We start from the raw sequence: 20,110 nt of genomic DNA, 5'->3' as shown, positions 1-20,110 counted from the left end.
CTGCGGGACAAGTCGGCCGCCCCGAAAAAGCCTACTGCCCGGTACCGGGTCCCGGAGACAGCCGTGCCCGATGGGCGCTCCCAGTGGGCGGTCACGGCGGGCTGTCCGCACGGTGGCGAGGGGCGCCGCGGCGCCGTGACTTTCGGCCCTAGGGAGCGTGAGCGATTGCGCGGAAGGTGAGGGTGACGGACTCGGGAACGGAACGCACCATGACACACGACCGGCCTTCCCTGCGGTTCCTCGGTGCGACAGACACCGTGACCGGTTCCCGGTACCTGCTCGAATCCGGCGGCCGCCGCGTCCTGGTGGACTGCGGGCTGTTCCAGGGCTACAAGCGGAGCAGGGAACGCAACCGGACCCCGTTTCCCGTCCCGCCGCACTCCATCGACGCGGTCGTCCTCACCCACGCCCACCTGGACCACACGGGCTACGTCCCGGCCCTGGTCCGGGACGGCTTCAAGGGGCCCGTCTACGCCACGGACGGCACCACCGAACTGTGCAAGCTGATCCTGCCCGACAGCGGCTACCTCCAGGAGGAGGAGGCCAAGTACGCGACCCACCGGGGGTCGGCCAGCCACTCGCCGGCCCTCCCGCTTTATACGGCGGCAGACGCGGTCAGGTCGCTGAACAGCTTCAAGGTCAGGGAGTTCGATGACCCGCTGGACCTCGGCGGCGGCATGGAGCTGACGTTCGTGCCGGCGGGCCACATCCTCGGCGCCGCCCAGGTGCACGTCCGGTTCGGCTCGCAGTCGCTCCATTTCACCGGGGACCTGGGCCGGAGCGATGATCCGTTCATGTATCCGCCCCGGCCGCTGGGAGAGGTGGACGTCCTGGTCACCGAATCCACCTACGGGAACCGGAAACACGCGGAGGCGGACCCGGAAGAGCAGCTGGGGGAGATCGTCCGGCGGGTGGCCAAACGCGGGGGCGTGGTCCTGTTCGCCGCGTTCGCCGTCGGCCGCGCCGAAACCCTGATGCTCTACCTCTCCAGGCTGCGGCGGAAAAACGCCATCCCGGACATCCCCATCTACCTCAACAGCCCCATGGCCATCGACGCCTCGGACATGTACCAGCGCCACCCGGAGGAACACCGGCTCCGGCCCGAGGAGTACCGGGGCATGTACACCGTGGCCACCTTCACCCGCAGCGTGGACGACTCAAAGCTGCTGAACCTGCGCGGCGGACCGATGATCATCATCTCCGCCAGCGGCATGCTCACCGGCGGCCGGGTGCTGCACCACCTCGCGGCGTACGGGACGGACCCGAAGAACGCCGTCGTCCTCAGCGGCTACCAGGCCGGCGGGACCCGGGGAGCGGCGCTCGCCGCCGGCGAGCGCAACGTGCGGGTCTACGGCGAGGACCTGACCATCCGGGCCGAGGTCATCCAGATGGAGAACCTCTCCGCCCACGCGGACACCGACGGGCTGATCGCCTGGATGAAGGCCGCGCCGCGGGCCCCGCGCATCGCCTACGTCACCCACGGCGAGCCGGACGCCGCAGACGCCCTGCGGCTGCGGATCAAACGGGAGCTGGGCTGGCGCGCCCGGGTTCCGGAGTACCTGGAACGCGTCGACCTGGGGAACCCGCGGTGATCGCGCAGGTCACCCGCTCGGCGGTGTTGAGTGAGATCCACGCCCTGGCCCGGCCCTTGCGCAGCGACCGGGACCTCGACGCCGTCGTCCGGCGCGCGGCGGACTGCCGGTTCACCGCCATCGGGGAGGCCTCCCACGGCACCCACGACTTCTACACCTGGCGGGCCACGTTGAGCCGCCGGCTGATCGAGGAGCAGGGCTACACCTGGATCGGGGTGGAGGGGGACTGGCCGGACTGTTGGCGGATCAACCAGTGGGTGCGCGGCATCACGGGGGCGGAACAGGGCGTGCATTCGCTGCTGGCGGGGTTCCAGCGCTGGCCCACCTGGATGTGGGCGAACGAGGAGGTGGCGGCGTTCCTGGACTGGCTGCGGACCTGGAACCTGCACCGGCCGTTGTCCCGGCGCGTGGGCTTCTACGGCTTGGACGTGTACTCGCTCTGGGACTCGCTGCGGGAGATCATCGCCTGGCTCCAGGCCCACCAGCCCGACGCCGTCCCCGCGGCGATGCGCGCCTGGCAGTGCTTCCTGCCCCACCACGAGGACCCGCACCAGTTCGCGTGGAGCACACGCCTGGTCCCGCAGTCCTGCGAGGCCGACGTTGTCGCACTTCTCCGGGAGATCCGCGCCCGGGCCTTCGACGCCGCGGAGCACGAGGACGACGACGCGTTCGACGCCGTCCAGAACGCGGAGGTCGCCGCCAACGCCGAGCACTACTACCGGATCATGGTCCGCGGCGACCGGCAGTCCTGGAATGTCCGGGACCATCACATGGCGGACAGCATCGACCGGCTGAGCCACCACCTGGGGCCAGAGTCCCGCGGCATCGTCTGGGCCCACAACACGCACGTGGGCGACGCGCGGGCCACGGACATGGCGGTGGACGGGCTGGTCAATGTGGGGCAACTGCTGCGGGAGCGGCACGCCGCCGACGGGGTGGCGCTAGTGGGCTTCGCCGGCCACCGCGGCACCGTGCTGGCCGCCGGGGCCTGGGGGACCCCGGAACGGATCCTGGAAGTCCCGGTCGCCCGGCCGGACAGCCACGAGGCGTTCCTGCACGAGGCGCTGGGTGTGCCCGCGGTGCTGGACTTCGGCGAGGACCGCACCGGCCCGTGGCTGGGCACCTGGCTGGGGCACCGGGCGATCGGCGTCGTCTACAACCCGGAGCGCGAGCGCGGCAATTACGTGCCCACACGGATGGGGGACCGCTACGACGCCCTGATCTGGCTCGAGGAGACCTCCGCCGTCCGGCCGGTCCACCACGAGGGACCGCCGCGCGAACCCGAATTCGAGACCGAGCCCAGCGGCTTTTAGCCCCTGCCGCAGCGGCGTGCCTGCCCCGAAAAGGTGCGGGGCTTAAGGCCCTAACCCGCCCCGCGGACCCGGGACACACTGAGGTGTCGGCGGCTCCCAGGGGCGGCCGGCGCGTCATGCCAGACAGCAGCGGCCACGGCAGCGGCTCGTGCGGCGTCCGGGCGCAGCGGTCACAGAAGGGTGCGCTGCCGGGACCGCCGCGGCGGGGCGGCCAGCCTGGCCTACGACGGAAAAGAGCGATCAGCATGAGTAAACCAATCGTCGTCGGCGTCAACGGGTCCGCGGGCAGCGAAGCCGCGCTGGCCTGGGCGCTGGAACGGGCCGCCGCGGACAACGCCCCGGTCCTCTGCGTCCACGCCGTGGACGACCGCTGGATGTCCCCGGACTTCCAGTACCACGAGCTGATCCGCCAGTCCGGGATGGAGCTGCTGGAGAAGGCCAAGGCCGCCGCCGCCAAGCAGGCCCCGGACGTCACGGTCGACACCGAACTGCGGCACGGCAGCCCGGGCGCGGCGCTGCGCGAGGCGTCCCAGTCTGCCGCCCTCGTGGTGGTGGGCGGCCACGACAAGCACTGGCTCGACGGCGGCCCCATGACGGACCGCGCGCTGCAGGTGGCGTCCGCCTCCGAATGCCCGGTGGCGGTCATCCCCACCCAGCGCGGCACCGGCAACCGGGGCGTGGTGGTCGGCGTCGACGGCTCCGAGGAATCCCTGCAGGCCGTGGCGTACGCCGCCGCCGAGGCGGACCGCGGCGGCGACGAACTGACCGCGGTCCTCGCGTTCCGGAACCCGGCCCGCTGGGTGGAACGGCAACTGCCCGAGAGCGGACTGGCCGAGACGATCGTCGAGGAGGACCGGGTGGTGCTGGCCGAATCCGTCGCCGGGCTGCACGACAAGTACCCGGACCTGGTGGTCCATCAGCGCCTGGAAACAGACACCGACCCCGCGAAGGCCCTCTCGGACCTGGCGGGGGAGGCGCGCCTGCTGGTGATCGGAAGCCGCGGACGCGGCGGCTTCTCCCGGCTGGTGCTCGGCTCGACCGCACACGCGGTGCTCCTGAATGTCCCGTGTCCCACCGTCGTGACACGGGTCCACAAGGTCAAGCACGGCGACTGAGCGGTCCTGCCGACGGGAAGCCCCCTCCACGGAGGGGGCTTTTCCCGTGTCCGGGCCGGTGCGAGGATGGGGCGGTGGATTCGATACTGACCTTCGTGGGCCATTACTGGTGGCTCGTGTTCCCGCTCAGCGCCCTGGGCGGCAGCTGGGCCGGCGCCTGGCGGAAGGCCGCCGAACGGCGGCACCGGCGCCGGGTGGAGCTGTACCAGCTGAAGAACCGGCAGGCCGAGGCGGAGCAGAGCAGCCGGGCGGAGGTGCAGCAGGTCCTGGACGCCCATGACGCCGTCAACCGCCGCTGGCTGGACTATGAGCTCGACGTCGGCAAACTCATCGACTTCCCCGCCATGACGGACGTCCGGGAACCCCTCACGGTGGGGTTCCTGCGCGCCAAGCGGGACGCGGACGGCCTCCGCCCGGCGGGAACGGAGCCGCCGGCCGCCGCCCGGCTCGCCGAGTACCGGAACGCCGTCAACGCCTTCGAGGTGGCCTTCGACGTCGCCGAACGCGAGGCCAGGCGGATCCGCGACAGCAAGTTCACCGGCCCGGAACGCGACCGGCTCGCCACCGCCCGGAAACTGCTCCGGATCGCCTCCGACGCCGGGTCCACCCCGGCCGAACGGCAGACGGCGTACAAGCGGGCGCGGCGGGAACTGGACGGGCTGATCGTGCTTCCGGACGCGACGACGGCGGCCCTGGAGGCCAGGATCGCCGTCGCGCTCGACGCCGGGACGAGCGAAGACCTTCCCCGCCCCTGAGCTGGCGCCGCCGCTTCGGCCGCCCCCGGGCGCCGGGGCAGGCTTCCCCGCTGTTTTGCCGTGCCCCCGTTGGCACGTACGATCTATAGGGTTTCAGGACAGCTTTGGTGAACCGCGCAAGTGGCACCTGCCAACCGGCGGGTGAACAGTGAATGACAAGGCCGCCACGGGGAATGAAACTGCTGACCGTCGACTCTGCAGATTGGGCAACAGGTGGAAATCACCGTAATGGTGGCGCTAGTCATAGCACTGGCGCTGTTCTTCGACTTCACAAACGGGTTCCATGACACCGCCAATGCGATGGCCACGCCCATCGCCACCGGTGCCATCAAGCCCCGCACCGCCGTCGCACTCGCCGCGGTGCTGAACCTCGTGGGCGCGTTCCTGTCCACCGAGGTGGCCAAGACCGTCTCCGGCGGCATCATCCGTGAGGGCTCGGACGGCATCCAGATCACCCCGGACATCATCTTCGCCGGCTTGATGGGCGCGATCCTCTGGAACATGATCACCTGGCTCAAGGGCCTGCCCTCGAGCTCCTCTCACGCGCTGTTCGGCGGCCTCATCGGCGCGGCGATTGCCGGCATCGGGCTGCACTCGGTGAACTTCACTTCCGTCCTGCAGAAGGTGCTCCTGCCCGCCGTGTTCGCGCCGGTGATTGCCGCTCTCGTCGCCTACATCTGCACCCGGCTGGCCTACGCCCTGACCGCCCGGCACGATCCCGAGACCGGGAACAAGCTGACCCAGAAGCGCGGCGGCTTCCGCACCGGCCAGATCTTCACCTCCAGCCTGGTGGCCCTGGCCCACGGCACAAACGACGCCCAGAAGACCATGGGCATCATCACCCTGGTCCTCATCGCCGCCGGCAGCCAGGCGCCGGGCACCGGACCCCAGCTCTGGGTGATCGCGGCCTGCGCCCTCGCCATCGCCATCGGCACCTACTCCGGCGGCTGGCGGATCATCCGCACCATGGGCTCTGGCCTGACCGAGGTCAAGCCCGCCCAGGGCTTCGCCGCCGAGACCAGCACCGCCGCCGCCATCCTGGCCTCCTCGCACCTGGGCTTTGCGCTCTCCACCACGCACGTGGCCTCCGGTTCCGTCATCGGCTCCGGCATGGGCCGCCGCGGCACCACCGTGCGCTGGGGCACCGCCGGCAAGATCGTCATTGGCTGGCTCTTCACCCTCCCCGCCGCCGGCATCGTCGGCGCCCTCACCGCCCTGCTCGTGCACACCGGAACGGTCGGGTTCATCATCGCCGCCGTCGCCGGCACGGCCGCGGTGGTCTACATGTTCGTCGCCTCCCGGAAGTCCCACGTCGGCAGCCACAACGCCGTCGAGGTCGAAGAGGCCGGCCAGGCCATCCGGTTCGCGAAGAAGAAGGCAGCAGCGGTCAGCCGCGGCAACAAGTCCAAAGGTGGCCGTAAGTAAATGAAGTGGCTTGAACTCTTCCAGGTGGCCGGCGCGACCCTCGTCGCCGCGGTGCTCATCACCGTTTTGTACTCACTCGGGGTGCGGCTCACGGCCATCGCCGGCGACAGCAGGACCGAGCAGCCCGGCTGGGTCCGGCCGCTGTCCTACGCCTGCTTCGGCCTCTGCGGCCTCGCCGTCCTGGCCGGGCTGTACCTGATCATTCCCTACTTCTCCAAGTAGCGGCTCCAAGTAGCGGCGGGGTCCGGGCCCCCGCGGGACTGGGAACCCGGCGGGCGCTTGGCTACGCTGGGCCCATGGCTGAATTCCAGTACTTTGTCGCGGCATCCCTGGACGGTTACATCGCCACGGACGCGGACGGTCTCGACTGGCTGCTGCAGTTCGACGGGTTCGACGGCGGCGCCGAGAGCTACGATGCGTTCTTCGCCGGCGTCGGGTGCGTCGTCATGGGCGGCCGGACCTACGCGTGGCTGCTGGACCACCTGTCCGAGGGCTGGCCGTACCCCGGCATCCCGTGCTGGGTCTTCACCCACCACGAACTCGGGCCCGTGCCCGGGGCGGACATCACCTTCGTGCGGGGTCCCGTTACCGAATTCGCCGACGACCTCAGCTCCGCCGCAAAGGGCCGGAACGTCTGGGTGGTGGGCGGGGGAGTGCTCGCCGCACAGTTCGCCGACGCCGGGCTCCTGGGCGAGCTGATTCTCTCCGTCATCCCGGTGGTCCTGGGCCGGGGCAAACCGCTGCTGCCCCTCGCCGGTCCGACGGCGCCGCTGGAGCTCCTGGAATCCCGGACGATGGGCCGGGGCGTAGTGGAGCTGCGCTACCGGCTGCCCGCCCGTTCCTGAGCCGACCGGCCGAGCCGACCTGCCCGGCGGCTACCGGGCCGGGTCGACGGCGGTGTCGGGGGCGTTGTCGCGCAACAGGTTGGTGATGCGGGCGGTGGAGAGCCGCCGGCCCTGCTCGTCCGTCATGACAATCTCGTGCGTGGTGAGGGTGCGACCCAGGTGAATGGCCGTGCACGTTCCCGTCACGGTGCCGGAGGCGATCGACCTGTGGTGCGTCGCGCCGACGTCGACGCCGAGGGCGTGCCGGCCCGGGCCGGCGTGCATCGCCGCGGCGAACGACCCCAGGGTCTCGGCGAGCACCACATGGGCTCCGCCGTGCAGGATCCCGGCCACCTGGGTGTTGCCCTCCACGGGCATGGTGGCCACGGTGCGTTCCGGGCTGAGCTCCACGAACTTGATACCCATCTTCACCACCAGGGACCCGACGCCCATCCGGCCCAGCCAGTCATGCAGTTCCGCGGGAATGCCGGCGGCCTCCAGTTCGGCGGCGTACGGGGCCGGCGTGAAATTGTCGATCATGCCAACTAGGCTGGCACCTGTGAGCGAAACTACCAAACCGGCCCCTTCCGCGTCCGCAGTGGACACCCTTCAGCCAGCCGCACCGGCGGCGGAGAGCCCCGCCCGGAAGGCCCCGGCCAAGGTGGCCGGCCACAGCCTCGCCGACCACCCCTCGGCCACCGAAGCCCCCGTCATCCCGATCACGGACCAGCCCCGGCTCCTCGTGCTCGACGGCCACTCCATGGCGTTCCGCGCGTTCTTCGCGCTGCCCGCGGACAAGTTCTCCACGGCCACCGGCCAGCACACCAACGCCATTCACGGCTTCACCTCCATGCTGATCAACCTGATCAAGGAGCAGAAGCCCACGCACATCGCCGTCGCCTTCGACGTCTCCGACGACACCACCCACCGGAAGGCCGAATACGACGGCTACAAGGGCGGCCGCAACGAGACCCCGCGCGAAATGAGCGGGCAGATCGACCTGATCGATAAGGTCATGGGCGCCTGGGGCATCAAGACCATCAAGCTCCCCGGTTGGGAAGCGGACGACATCCTGGCCACCCTCGCCGCCCAGGGCGAGGCGGCCGGCTTCGAGGTCCTGCTGGTCTCCGGTGACCGTGACGCGTTCCAGCTCATCACCGACAACGTCTTCGTCCTCTACCCGCGCAAGGGCGTCAGCGACATCCCCCGGATGGACGCGGAAGCCATCCAGGAGAAGTACTTCGTCAGCCCCGCCCAGTACTCCGACCTGGCCGCCCTGGTGGGCGAAACCGCCGACAACCTTCCCGGCGTCCCCGGCGTCGGACCCAAGACCGCGGCCAAGTGGATCAACCTTTACGGCGGCCTCGAGGGCGTGCTGGAGAACATCGACTCGATCGGCGGCAAGGTCGGCGACGCCCTCCGGGAGAACGTCGACGCCGTCAAGCGCAACCGCAAGCTCAACCGGCTGCGGACCGACCTGGAACTGCCCGTCACGCTCGAGGAGCTGGCCGACCCCAGGCCGGACCAGGCCGCGCTCGAGGACCTCTTCGACACCCTCGAATTCAAGACCATCCGCACCCGGCTCTTCGCCCTCTACGGCAGCGAGGTCACGGAGGCCGAACGCGAAACCCTGGCCACCCCGGACTACACCGTCCCCGCAACAGCGGAAGAGCTCGCCACGTTCCTGGCCGGCACGGAGGGTAAGCGGGCCGCCGTCGCCGTGGACCTGGTTCCCGGCCGGATCGGCGAGGACGCGGCCGCCGTCGCGATCGTCCACGGCGAATCCGCCGTCTACCTCGACCTCACCACCCAGGACGCCGACACCGAGAACATCCTCGCCGCCTGGCTCCGGGACCCCTCTGCCGCGAAGGTGATGCATGGGTTCAAGGGTGCCCTCAAGGCGCTCTCCGCCCGCGGCATGGAGCTGGACGGCGTGGTCGATGACACGGCCATCTCCGGCTACCTCATCCAGCCGGACCGCCGCAGCTACGAGCTCGCCGAACTGGCCCAGCACCACCTCAACCTGACCGTCTCTAAGGAAGAGGCGAAGGCGGGGCAGCTGGAGCTGGCGTTCGACGGCGACGACGAGGCCTCGGCTGGCGCGTTGGTGCACGTCGCCGCCGTCGTCCAGGCCCTAAGCCGATTCTTCGAAGACGAACTCAAGGACCGCGGCGCCCTGGACCTGCTGACCACCCTGGAACTGCCGGTCAGCCGCGTCCTGGCGGACATGGAACTCGCGGGCATCGGCATCGACATGCAGCGCATGGACGAGCAGCTCTCCGACCTGGCCCGGGTGATCGACAACGCCCAGCAGCAGGCCTTCGCCGCGATCGGCCACGAGGTGAACCTCGGCTCGCCCAAGCAGCTGCAGACGGTGCTGTTCGAGGAACTCGGCCTGCCCAAGACCAAGAAGATCAAGTCCGGGTACACCACGGACGCCGCGTCGCTGAAAAACCTTCTGGAGAAGACGGGGCACGAGTTCCTGGTCCAGCTGATGGCGCACCGCGAATCCTCCAAGCTCCGGCAGATGCTCGAGTCGCTGAAGAAGTCCGTGGCGGAGGACGGCCGGATCCACACCACGTACGCGCAGAACGTTGCCGCCACCGGCCGGATCTCCTCGAACAACCCGAACCTGCAGAACATCCCGATCCGCAGCGAAGAGGGCCGGCGCGTGCGCGGCATCTTCGTGGTCAGCGACGGGTATGAGTGCTTGCTCTCCGCCGACTACTCGCAGATCGAGATGCGCATCATGGCGCACCTCTCCGGCGACGCCGGCCTGATCCAGGCGTACAAGGACGGCGAGGACCTGCACCGCTTCGTCGGCTCCAACATCTTCCACGTCCCCACGGACCAGGTCACCAGCGCCATGCGCTCCAAGGTCAAGGCCATGTCTTACGGCCTGGCGTACGGTCTGACCTCCTTCGGCCTGTCCAAGCAGCTGGAGATCTCCGTGGACGAGGCCCGGACCCTGATGAAGGACTACTTCGACCGGTTCGGCGCCGTCCGCGACTACCTCCGCGGCGTGGTGGAGAAGGCGCGGGTGGACGGCTACACGGCCACCATCGAGGGCCGGCGCCGGTACCTGCCGGACCTGACCAGCACGGACCGGCAACTGCGCGAGAACGCCGAACGCATCGCGCTGAACTCGCCCATCCAGGGTTCCGCGGCGGACATCATCAAGCGCGCCATGCTGGGCGTCTCCGGGGCCCTGGCGGAGCAGGGGCTGAAATCCCGGATGCTGCTGCAGGTCCATGATGAACTGGTCCTGGAAGTCGCCGCCGGCGAACGCGACGCCGTCGAGAAGCTCGTCACCGAGCAGATGGGCGCCGCCGCGGAGCTGTCCGTGCCGCTGGAGGTCCAGATCGGCATCGGCACCAGCTGGTACGAGGCCGGACACTAGCCGGAGCGCCGGGCCCGCCAAGCACCGGCGGCCGGGTTTAGGTTTCACGCCGGGTTTACGTTTACACAGTCATCAGGGGGAGTAACACGTGTCAGAACAGTATGAGATCCGGCGGTTCACGCCCGCGGCCAAGGGCGAGACGGCCTACCCGGAGGCGGTTGCCTGGATGCGCGCCGTCGCCTTCGGCTTCCACGACGACCGCCGCACGGAGGAGCGCGTGGACCGCGGCATCGCCATGCAGCGGACCGACGGCCGGGTGATGACCGGCGCCTACCAGACCGGCCGGGTCGCCGCGCACTCGCTCGACGCCGACATCCCGGTGGCCACCTTCGGCACCATGAACAAAACGCTCAACATCGGGTTCGGGCGCCTGCTCGACGCGCGGTTGGTGACGGCCGTGACGGTCCGGACCTCGCACCGCCGCCGCGGGCTGCTGCGCCGCATGATGGTGCAGGAAATGGAGCTCGCCCGGAAGGAGGGCCTCGCCGTGGCTGCGCTGACCGCCTCGGAGGCGTCCATCTACGGCCGCTTCGGCTACGGGGTCGCCACGGCGGAACAGTCCATCAAGGTGGACACCAGCGCGCGCTTCGTCCTCAACCACGTGCCCGTGGGCAGCGTGGAGGTGGCCGATCCCAAGGTCCTCCTGGAGCTCGCCCCGCGGATCTTCGACCGGGTCCACCGCCAGACGCCCGGCTCCGTGGGCCGGCATGAGTTCTACCGGCAGTTCGTCTCCGGTGAGGTCAGCCGGGAAGCCAACGAGGACCCGAAGATCAAGACCGCGCTGCACTATGGCCCGGACGGGACCGTGGACGGGTACGTCACGTACAAGTTCGGCGGCTGGTCCAGCACGCCGGCCACCATGGAGGTCGTGGACCTGGTGGCCGCCACCCGGGACGCCTACCTGGAACTGTGGCAGTACCTCGGCGCCATCGACCTCGTGGAGCGCGTCACCTGGCAGGAGGCCCCCGTGGACGACCCGCTGCCGTGGGCGCTCAAGGACCCCCGCTGCGTGGAGGCCTCGGAACCCCGCGACATGCTCTGGCTGCGCATCCTGGACGTGCCCCGGGCACTGGCGGCCCGGCACTACCCGGCCGACGGCCGCCTGGTGCTGACGGTCGCCGACGGCCTTGGGATCGCCGGCGGCACGTTCGCCCTCGACGTCGACGGCGGGACCGCCACGGTCGCCGACGTCACCGGGCAGGGCGCCGACCTGCCCGCGGACCTGGAACTGGACATCGCCGACCTGTCCTCGATGTTCGTCGGCGGCGTCAACCCGGTCACCCTCGCGGCCGCCGGCCGGATCCGGGAGCTTACGCCGTCGGCCGCGTTCCGCGCCGCCCAGATGTTCGCCGTCGAACGCCCCCCGCACTGCTTCACGCACTTCTAAAGCGGGCCGCCCGTGGAGGGGCTGTTCAGGATCTCGCGCAGCCCGGCACCCGCCCTGGGCCGGGCTGCTGCGCACCCGCACGCGCTTTGACCGGGCTTGGCGGATGGCACTAGACTAAACGGGCGTGTACTACGTGTGCGCAACCAAATCCACAGAATCAGGATGACCCGGCAGATCGCCTGCGATCTGCCGTGCTTTCTCCCCGTGTCGCCGATGCGGGCTGGACGGTCTGCCTGACCGACTCACTATCCACAACGGAGCCCCTACTACATGACCATCACCTCTACCGAGAAGTCCGGTACCCCTGTCGTCGCGATCAACGACATCGGGTCCGCTGAGGATTTCCTCGCAGCTGTCGACGCGACCATCAAGTACTTCAACGACGGAGACCTCGTTGAAGGCACCGTCGTCAAGGTCGACCGCGACGAAGTCCTGCTCGACATCGGTTACAAGACCGAAGGTGTCATTCCCTCCCGCGAGCTGTCCATCAAGCACGACGTTGACCCCGGAGACGTTGTCTCCGTTGGCGATCAGGTCGAAGCCCTGGTGCTCACCAAGGAAGACAAAGAAGGCCGTCTGATCCTCTCCAAGAAGCGTGCTCAGTACGAGCGTGCCTGGGGCGACATCGAGAAGGTCAAGGAAGAAGACGGCGTCGTCACCGGTACTGTCATCGAAGTTGTCAAGGGTGGTCTTATCCTCGACATCGGTCTGCGCGGCTTCCTGCCCGCATCCCTCGTCGAGATGCGCCGCGTGCGCGACCTCGCTCCGTACATCGGTCAGCAGATCGAAGCCAAGATCATCGAGCTGGACAAGAACCGCAACAACGTTGTGCTGTCCCGCCGTGCATGGCTCGAGCAGACCCAGTCCGAGGTCCGCTCCACGTTCCTCAACAAGCTGGAAAAGGGCCAGGTCCGTCCCGGCGTCGTTTCCTCGATCGTCAACTTCGGTGCCTTCGTGGACCTGGGCGGCGTCGACGGCCTGGTTCACGTTTCCGAGCTGTCCTGGAAGCACATCGACCACCCGTCCGAGGTTGTCGAAGTCGGCCAGGAAGTCACCGTCGAGGTTCTCGAGGTCGACCTGGACCGCGAGCGCGTTTCCCTGTCGCTCAAGGCTACGCAGGAAGATCCGTGGCAGACCTTCGCCCGCACCCACGCCCTCGGCCAGGTTGTTCCGGGTAAGGTCACCAAGCTCGTTCCGTTCGGTGCGTTCGTTCGCGTCGAAGACGGCATCGAAGGCCTGGTCCACATCTCCGAGCTCGCCGTGCGCCACGTTGAGCTGGCCGAGCAGGTCGTCTCCGTTGGCGACGAGCTCTTCGTCAAGGTCATCGACATCGACCTCGAGCGCCGCCGCATCTCGCTGTCCCTCAAGCAGGCCAACGAGGGCGTCGACGCCGACAGCACCGAATTCGACCCGGCTCTGTACGGCATGGCCGCAGAGTACGACGAAGAGGGCAACTACAAGTACCCGGAGGGCTTCGACCCGGAGTCCAACGAGTGGCTCGAGGGCTACGAGACCCAGCGCGCCGCCTGGGAGCAGCAGTACGCTGACGCCCAGACCCGTTGGGAAGCCCACAAGAAGCAGGTTGCCCAGCACGCTGCCGACGACGCCGCTGCTGCGACGTCCGGTGACAGCGATTCCGGCACCACCAGCTACTCCTCGGAGCCGGCTGCGTCCGAGTCCAACACCGGTGGCGGCACGCTCGCTTCCGACGAGGCTCTCGCCGCCCTGCGTGAGAAGCTGACCGGCAACTAATTGCCAGCGGCCCGGGTTTCCCGGGCCACACACCGAGGGCCCCTGCACCATGCAGGGGCCCTTGGTGGTTTAAGTGGCGTCTTCAGCCGGCGAGGATCCGGTCCGTGGCGTCGTCCGCCGTGCCGTCGAAATACCGGTCGAGCAGTTGCTGGAATTCCGGTTGCCCGGGATCGGCCCGGAGGAACAGGGTCGCCGAGGACTGCAGCTTGCGGGCGTCGATGCCGCCGAAGATCTGCACGGCGCTGCGGCCGTCCACTTGGAGCACGGCGCGGGCACACTCCAGCAGCCGGGGGCCGAGCACCGGATGGGCCAGATAGGCGCGGGCCTCGTCCAGCGACGCGATGGCATACATGCGCGACGTCGCGCTCATGCCCAGGCCGGCGACCTGCGGGAAGATGAACCACATCCAGTGGCTGCGCTTGGCCCCGGCCTTGAGCTCGGCCAGCGCCTGCCGGTAGGTGCCGCCGGACTCCTGCGCCGTCACGAACCGCTCCAAATCATAGTTGCCGCTCATGCCGCTGCTCCCGTCCTTTGCCCTCGGCTGTTTCCTCCCATCGTGGCACACCCAACTGACTCGCAGCTGGGGCTGTTATCAGTGCTCACAACGGCCTCGGCTGCCAGTCAGTTGGGTTGAGATCCTAGGGGAGCGGGATCCGGGCCGTGACCCGGGTACCGTCGTCGGCGAGCGTCGCACCTTGGGCCGCCAGCAGGGACTGGGCCGCAGCGTTGCCGGTGGCGGTGTCCGCCGTGAGGACCGCGGCCCCGGTGGCCGCCGCCTGCACCGTGACCAGCCGCAATGCCTCCCGGCCGATGCCCCGGCCGCGCAGGCTACGGCGCAGCCAGATCCCGGTTTCAAGCACCAGGGAGCCCCCGGCGGTCCCCGGTACCGAAATGGCCTTCAGTCGCACGGCGCCGGCGAGGTTACCGCCGGCCGTCACCGCCCAGGTTTTCTCCCGGGCCGGGCCGTCCAACCCGGCTGCCGCGGCGCGATGGTATGCGCGGAACCATCGGACGCGGTCCGCATTCCAGCCCGGAGACCCGCCCCCCGGTGGGGTTACCTCGTCGGCGTCCGCATCGTCCTGAGCGACGGCCAGCAGCCGCTTCAGCACGGCCTCCGTAACGTCGAGAAGTGCTACGTCGATGGGTGCCAGGTCAATGGGCGGCACGTCGGTCGGCTCTGCGGCGTCAGTGGAGCGCGACATCGACCCACTCCGTCCCGCCCGGTTGCAGGGAGGCCCCGCCGGCGGTGAGGGCGGCCACCCGCTCCGCGGCCCGGTCCAGCCCGGCGGGATCGTCCGGCAGCGCCAGCCGCAAGACGGTGGCGTGCTGCTCGTAGGCTGCCTCCGTCATCACGAACCCGGCGGCGCGGAGGTCGTTCTCCAGCCTTCCGGCGGTGGCGTGCGGCGCAGCGACGGAGCAGATCCTGAGCCGCTGCCGGCGTACCATTGGCGCCAGGTCCAGGGCGGCGGACACCGATTCGGAGTAGGCGCGGACCAGGCCGCCGGCGCCCAGCAGGATACCGCCGAAGTAGCGGACCACGACGGCGGTGACGTCGCTGAGGTCCGCGGCGCCCGGGACGGTTTCGCGTTTCAGGAGCGCCTCCAGCATCGGGATTCCGGCGGTGCCGGACGGCTCGCCGTCGTCGCTGGAACGCTGGACGTCCCGGTCGGGGCCCAGCACGAACGCCGAGCAGTGGTGCCGCGCGTCGTGGAATTCCCGCCGCAGCCCGGCGACCACGGCCCGGGCCTGGTCCTCGTCGGCGGTGCGGGCGATCACCGTGATGAAGCGTGAGCGCTTGATCTCCAGCTCGTGCCGGAACTCCGGACCGGCGGGGACGGTGTAGGCGGTGGCCCGGCTCTCCTGGAATTCGGCGTCGTCAGGCACCCGTTCAGTTTAGTCTTGAGGTGTGCTGAAGATCGGTTTGACCGGCGGGATCGCCTCGGGAAAGTCAGTGGTGGCTTCACGGCTGCGCGAGCTCGGCGCCGTCCTGGTCGACGCCGACGCGCTGGCCAGGGAAGTGGTGGAGCCGGGCACGCCGGGGCTCGCGAAGGTGGTGGAGGCGTTCAGCTCCGCGGTGCTGGGACCCGACGGGCGTCTGGACCGGCCCCGCCTCGGCAGCCTCGTGTTCGGCGATCCGGAGCGGCTCGCCGTGCTCAACGGCATCATCCACCCCCTGGTGCGGGAACGGGCGGCTGCCCTCACCGCCGCGGCCCCCGCCGGCGCCGTACTGGTCCAGGACATCCCGCTGCTGGTGGAGACGGGACAGGGCGCCCACTTCCACCTCGTGGTGGTGGTCGATGCGCCCGAACCCGTCCGGGTCCGGCGGATGGTGGAGCACCGGAAGATGACCGAGGATCAGGCCCTCAGCCGGATCGCCGCGCAGGCCGGCCGGGAGGAACGCCTGGCCGCCGCCGACGTCGTGCTCGAGAACGCCGGCTCCAAGGAAGAACTCCGGGACGCCGTGGACCGGCTCTGGAAGTTCCGCCTCACCCCCTACGCCGACAACCTCAACCGGCGCCGCGTGGCGGCCCGCACCGGTGGCCCCGCGCTGACCCCTGCCAACCCGGACTGGCCGGCGCAGGCCGCCCGGATTATCGCCCGGCTCCGGGTGGCGGCGGGGGAGGAGGCCCAGACGCTGGACCACGTGGGGTCCACCGCCGTGCCCGGTCTGGCGGCCAAGGACGTGCTGGACCTGCAGCTGGGCGTCGCGGACATGGCCGCCGCCGACCGGCTGGCAGCCGCCCTGACCGGCGCGGGTTTCCCGGTCTGGCCGGGCGTCCTCGCCGACCACCCCAAATCCGCGGACGCGGACCCCGGCCAGTGGGGGAAGCGACTGCACGGCAGCGCCGACCCCGGCCGGGCCGTGAACCTTCACCTCCGGGCCGCCGGCTCCCCGGGCTGGCGGTTCGCGCTGTGCTTCCGCGACTGGCTGCGCGACGACGACGGCGCCCGCGCGGCCTACCTCGCGGAGAAGCGCCGCGCCGCGCGGCTGCACGAGGTGGACCGGTCGACCGCCGGGTACGCCGCGGACAAGGAGAACTGGCTGGCCGCGTACGCCGTTCCCCGGATGGAGGAGTGGGCGGCCCGCACCGGCTGGCAGCCGCCGTCGTACGGCCTCCCCGGGGGCGGCCGTACCGCCCAAAGCTGAATCCGCTGTTCCTGTCGCTGCCCGGCGGTAAATTAGATTCATGAGCCTTGCCCAGGAAATCAACCGTGTCGTGGCGCCCTTCGAAGTCATCAGCGAGTTCAAGCCCGCCGGTGACCAGCCCGCGGCGATCGCCGAACTCACCGAACGGATCACCAACGGCGAGAAGGACGTGGTGCTCCTGGGCGCCACCGGTACCGGTAAGAGCGCGACGACTGCCTGGCTGATCGAGCAGGTCCAGCGGCCCACCCTGGTGCTGGTCCAGAACAAGACCCTCGCCGCCCAGCTGGCCAACGAGTTCCGCGAACTGCTGCCCAACAACGCGGTGGAGTATTTCGTCTCCTACTACGACTACTACCAGCCCGAGGCCTACGTCGCACAGACGGATACCTTCATCGAAAAGGACTCCTCCATCAACGAGGAGGTCGAACGGCTCCGGCACTCGGCCACCAACGCGCTGCTGACCCGGCGCGACGTCATCGTGGTCGCCACCGTCTCCTGCATCTACGGCCTCGGCACGCCGGAAGAGTACATCTCCGGGATGGTCACGCTCCGCCGGGGCGCCGAGATGAACCGCGATGATTTGCTGCGGAAGTTCGTCTCGATGCAGTACGCCCGCAACGACATCGACTTCCACCGCGGCACCTTCCGGGTCCGCGGCGATACCGTCGAGATCATCCCGATGTATGAGGAACTGGCCATCCGGATCGAGTTCTTCGGCGACGAGATCGAGAACATCCAGACCCTGCACCCGCTCACCGGCGAGGTGCTCCGCGACGAGGACGAGATGTACGTCTTCCCCGCCTCGCACTACGTCGCCGGGCCGGAGCGGATGGGCCGCGCCATCAAGCGGATCGAGGACGAACTCGCCGACCGGCTCAAGGTCCTGGAGAGCCAGAACAAGCTCGTCGAGGCCCAGCGTCTCCGGATGCGCACCACCTACGATCTGGAAATGATGCAGCAGATGGGATTCTGCAACGGCATCGAGAACTACTCCGCCCACATCGACGGCCGTGAACCGGGCACCGCCCCGCACTGCCTCCTCGACTACTTCCCGGACGACTTCCTGCTGGTCATCGACGAATCCCACGTCACGGTGCCGCAGATCGGCGCCATGTACGAGGGCGACATGTCCCGCAAGCGGAACCTGGTGGACTTCGGCTTCCGGCTGCCCTCCGCCATGGACAACCGGCCGCTGAAGTGGGACGAGTTCCTCGAACGCGTCGGCCAGACCGTGTACCTCTCGGCCACGCCGGGCAAGTATGAACTCGGCAAGGCGGACGGCTTCGTCCAACAGATCATCCGCCCCACGGGCCTCATCGACCCCGAGGTGATCGTGAAGCCCACCAAGGGCCAGATCGACGACCTGCTCGGCGAGATCAAGACCCGCACGGCCAAGAACGAGCGCGTCCTGGTCACCACGCTGACCAAGCGCATGGCCGAGGACCTCACCGACTACCTCGTGGGCCACGGCGTGAAGGTGGAGTACCTGCACTCCGACGTCGACACGCTGCGCCGCGTCGAGCTGCTGCGCGAGCTGCGGATGGGCGTGTTCGACGTCCTCGTCGGCATCAACCTGCTCCGTGAGGGCCTCGACCTGCCCGAGGTGTCCCTGGTCAGCATCCTGGACGCGGACAAGGAAGGCTTCCTCCGCTCCGCCACCTCACTGATCCAGACCATCGGACGTGCCGCGCGTAACGTCTCCGGCGAGGTGCACATGTACGCGGACAAGATCACCGACTCGATGGCGCAGGCCATCGACGAGACGAACCGCCGCCGCGCCATCCAGGTCGCCTACAACAAGGAACACGGCATCGACCCGCAGCCGCTGCGGAAAAAGATCGCCGACATCACGGACCAGCTGGCCAAGGAGGACGCGGACACCCGCGAACTGCTCGCCAGCGCCGGCAAGGGCAAGGGCAAGAACGGCGGCAAGGGCGGAGCGAAGGTCCGCGCCGACGGCCTCGCCGCGGCACCCGCGGAGGACCTGGTGGGCCTGATCGAACAGCTCACCGAGCAGATGCACGCCGCGGCCAGCGAGCTGCAGTTCGAGCTCGCCGCCCGGCTCCGCGACGAGGTCGGCGACCTCAAGAAGGAGCTTCGGCAGATGCAGTCGGCAGGTCACGCCTGAGGTAAACTGGGAGGCACGTAGGGGAGTATCCCAAAGCGCTACGATCGTCAGCACGCATGGCACGGACGCCATGCCGGACGTAGCGGGCACCACACCAGATCCAGGAATGCGTTCCTGGCCGCCGTGGGGCCGGAGAGACTTACACCGTTGAGTCGTGCCCTCCGAAAGGTTTCTACGTGCCTGAACTTCCCCTCTGGTTTGAGATCGGCTCCTTCGCCGTCCTCGGCCTGATCCTTGCCATCGACCTGCTGCTGGTCCTCAAACGGCCGCACGAGCCGTCGATGAAGGAAGCCGGCCTCTGGGTCTCGTTCTACATCGGCCTGGCATTGCTGTTCGCGGGCGCCATGTTCCTCTTCACCGGCCCCGAGCACGGCGGCCAATTCGTCGCCGGCTGGGTCACCGAGTACAGCCTGAGCATCGACAACCTGTTCGTGTTCATCATCATCATGGCGCGCTTCTCGGTGCCCCGGAAATACCAGCAGGAAGTCCTGATGGTGGGCATCATCATCGCCCTGATCCTGCGCGGCATCTTCATCATGCTCGGCGCGATCGTCATCGAGCAGTTCAGCTGGGTGTTCTACATCTTCGGCGCGTTCCTGCTCTGGACCGCCTGGAAGCAGGCCCAGGACGAGGGCGAGGATGAAGAGGACCGGGAGAACCCGCTGATCGCCCGGATCCGCCGCGTCCTGCCGATGTCCGAGAAGTTCGACGGCGGCAAGATCCGCACCGTGGTGGACGGCAAGAAGGTCTTCACCCCCATGGTGATCGTCTTCGTCACCATCGGCCTGACCGACCTGCTCTTCGCGGTGGATTCCATCCCGGCGATCTTCGGCCTGACGCAGAGCGCGTTCATCGTCTTCACCGCCAACCTGTTCGCCCTGATGGGCCTGCGGCAGTTGTACTTCCTGCTGGGCGGCCTGATGACCCGGCTGGTCTACCTCAAGCACGCGCTCTCGGTGATCCTGGCCTTCATCGGCGTCAAGCTGGTCCTGCACGCCATGCACGTCAACGAGTTGCCCTTCATCAACGGCGGGCGGCACATCGAGTGGGCCCCGGAGATCCCCACCTTCGTCTCCCTCGGCGTCATCGTCGGCACCATCATCGTCGCCGTCGTCGCCAGCCTCTACAGCTCCAAGGCCACCACGGCCAAGCTGGACGCCCGGCTCGAGGAAGACTCCCGCAGGAGCCTCACCGACGCCGAGTAGCGCCGGCCAGTACCGGCTAGCGCCGGTCGCGCTGGCAACAATGCCCGGGGAAGCCAGCGCTTCCCC

General features: G+C 69.1%; 17 protein-coding genes. 13 read left to right on the top strand and 4 right to left on the bottom strand.

The genetic code is table 11. From position 1 onward, the window contains the following. The first annotated feature begins 209 nt into the window (after positions 1 to 209). The 7 genes from QWJ39_RS11470 to QWJ39_RS11440 all read left to right on the top strand — a co-directional run bounded on the left by QWJ39_RS11470 (position 210) and on the right by QWJ39_RS11440 (position 7,045). Positions 210 to 1,592 (top strand): MBL fold metallo-hydrolase, encoded by a 1,383-nt coding sequence (locus tag QWJ39_RS11470; RefSeq protein ID WP_290257953.1) that lies wholly within the window; start codon positions 210 to 212, stop codon positions 1,590 to 1,592. Continuing rightward, complete coding sequence (locus tag QWJ39_RS11465) at positions 1,589 to 2,905, top strand: erythromycin esterase family protein (RefSeq protein ID WP_290257952.1); 1,317 nt, start codon at positions 1,589 to 1,591, stop codon at positions 2,903 to 2,905. Before QWJ39_RS11470 ends, QWJ39_RS11465 begins: the two co-directional genes overlap by 4 nt. 245 nt (positions 2,906 to 3,150) lie before the next feature. Next, positions 3,151 to 4,020, top strand: coding sequence for a universal stress protein (locus tag QWJ39_RS11460; RefSeq protein WP_290257951.1), 870 nt, complete (start codon positions 3,151 to 3,153; stop codon positions 4,018 to 4,020). Positions 4,021 to 4,094: 74 nt separating this feature from the next. Continuing rightward, entirely contained in the window at positions 4,095 to 4,775 is a 681-nt protein-coding gene (locus QWJ39_RS11455) for a hypothetical protein (protein WP_290257950.1), read from the top strand. Positions 4,776 to 4,988: 213 nt separating this feature from the next. Further along, positions 4,989 to 6,200 carry an inorganic phosphate transporter gene (locus tag QWJ39_RS11450; protein ID WP_290257949.1) on the top strand — a complete coding sequence of 404 codons (1,212 nt, stop codon included), beginning with the start codon at positions 4,989 to 4,991 and terminating at the stop codon, positions 6,198 to 6,200. Then, positions 6,201 to 6,422 carry a hypothetical protein gene (locus QWJ39_RS11445; protein WP_290257948.1) on the top strand — a complete coding sequence of 74 codons (222 nt, stop codon included), beginning with the start codon at positions 6,201 to 6,203 and terminating at the stop codon, positions 6,420 to 6,422. Positions 6,423 to 6,496: 74 nt separating this feature from the next. Then, positions 6,497 to 7,045: a dihydrofolate reductase family protein gene (locus QWJ39_RS11440; protein WP_290257947.1), complete on the top strand. Its 549-nt coding sequence runs from the start codon at positions 6,497 to 6,499 to the stop codon at positions 7,043 to 7,045. A 30-nt stretch (positions 7,046 to 7,075) separates the two neighbouring features. Here QWJ39_RS11440 and QWJ39_RS11435 read toward each other — a convergent pair whose 3' ends face one another. Beyond that, positions 7,076 to 7,564, bottom strand: a complete 489-nt coding sequence (locus QWJ39_RS11435; RefSeq protein ID WP_290257946.1) for a hotdog fold thioesterase — start codon at positions 7,562 to 7,564, stop codon at positions 7,076 to 7,078. Between QWJ39_RS11435 and polA the strand changes: the two genes are divergently transcribed. The 3 genes from polA (at position 7,563) to rpsA (ending at position 13,563) form a co-directional block, all read left to right on the top strand. Continuing rightward, the gene (polA, locus tag QWJ39_RS11430; protein ID WP_290257945.1) at positions 7,563 to 10,424 is read left to right on the top strand and encodes a DNA polymerase I; all 2,862 of its coding nucleotides are present in this window, start codon (positions 7,563 to 7,565) and stop codon (positions 10,422 to 10,424) included. The genes QWJ39_RS11435 and polA overlap by 2 nt on opposite strands. 88 nt (positions 10,425 to 10,512) lie before the next feature. Next, positions 10,513 to 11,811, top strand: coding sequence for a GNAT family N-acetyltransferase (locus QWJ39_RS11425; RefSeq protein ID WP_290257944.1), 1,299 nt, complete (start codon positions 10,513 to 10,515; stop codon positions 11,809 to 11,811). A 270-nt stretch (positions 11,812 to 12,081) separates the two neighbouring features. Then, positions 12,082 to 13,563 (top strand): 30S ribosomal protein S1, encoded by a 1,482-nt coding sequence (gene rpsA, locus QWJ39_RS11420; RefSeq protein ID WP_290257943.1) that lies wholly within the window; start codon positions 12,082 to 12,084, stop codon positions 13,561 to 13,563. A gap of 82 nt (positions 13,564 to 13,645) precedes the next feature. Here rpsA and QWJ39_RS11415 read toward each other — a convergent pair whose 3' ends face one another. The 3 genes from QWJ39_RS11415 to QWJ39_RS11405 form a co-directional block, all read right to left on the bottom strand. Continuing rightward, on the bottom strand, positions 13,646 to 14,077 hold the full coding sequence (locus QWJ39_RS11415) for a DUF1810 domain-containing protein (RefSeq protein ID WP_290257942.1): 432 nt from the start codon (positions 14,075 to 14,077) through the stop codon (positions 13,646 to 13,648). Positions 14,078 to 14,201: 124 nt separating this feature from the next. Further along, positions 14,202 to 14,765, bottom strand: a complete 564-nt coding sequence (locus QWJ39_RS11410) for a GNAT family N-acetyltransferase (RefSeq protein WP_290257941.1) — start codon at positions 14,763 to 14,765, stop codon at positions 14,202 to 14,204. Continuing rightward, positions 14,749 to 15,447 (bottom strand): YigZ family protein, encoded by a 699-nt coding sequence (locus tag QWJ39_RS11405; protein WP_290257940.1) that lies wholly within the window; start codon positions 15,445 to 15,447, stop codon positions 14,749 to 14,751. The genes QWJ39_RS11410 and QWJ39_RS11405 overlap by 17 nt, the downstream gene beginning before the upstream one ends. Positions 15,448 to 15,469: 22 nt before the next feature. On the opposite strand from QWJ39_RS11405, the gene coaE reads away from it, so the two are divergent. The 3 genes from coaE (at position 15,470) to QWJ39_RS11390 (ending at position 20,044) form a co-directional block, all read left to right on the top strand. Further along, positions 15,470 to 16,711, top strand: a complete 1,242-nt coding sequence (gene coaE, locus QWJ39_RS11400; protein ID WP_290257939.1) for a dephospho-CoA kinase — start codon at positions 15,470 to 15,472, stop codon at positions 16,709 to 16,711. A gap of 40 nt (positions 16,712 to 16,751) precedes the next feature. After that, the gene (gene uvrB, locus QWJ39_RS11395) at positions 16,752 to 18,839 is read left to right on the top strand and encodes an excinuclease ABC subunit UvrB (protein WP_290257938.1); all 2,088 of its coding nucleotides are present in this window, start codon (positions 16,752 to 16,754) and stop codon (positions 18,837 to 18,839) included. Between the two features lie 176 nt (positions 18,840 to 19,015). Next, entirely contained in the window at positions 19,016 to 20,044 is a 1,029-nt protein-coding gene (locus tag QWJ39_RS11390) for a TerC family protein (protein WP_290257937.1), read from the top strand. Positions 20,045 to 20,110 lie beyond the last annotated feature (66 nt).

Source organism: Arthrobacter sp. YD4 (assembly GCF_030410515.1).
Taxonomy (GTDB): Bacteria; Actinomycetota; Actinomycetes; order Actinomycetales; family Micrococcaceae; genus Arthrobacter.
Note: the sequence above shows the minus strand (reverse complement) of the source record. Positions and strands in the feature narration are given on the sequence as shown.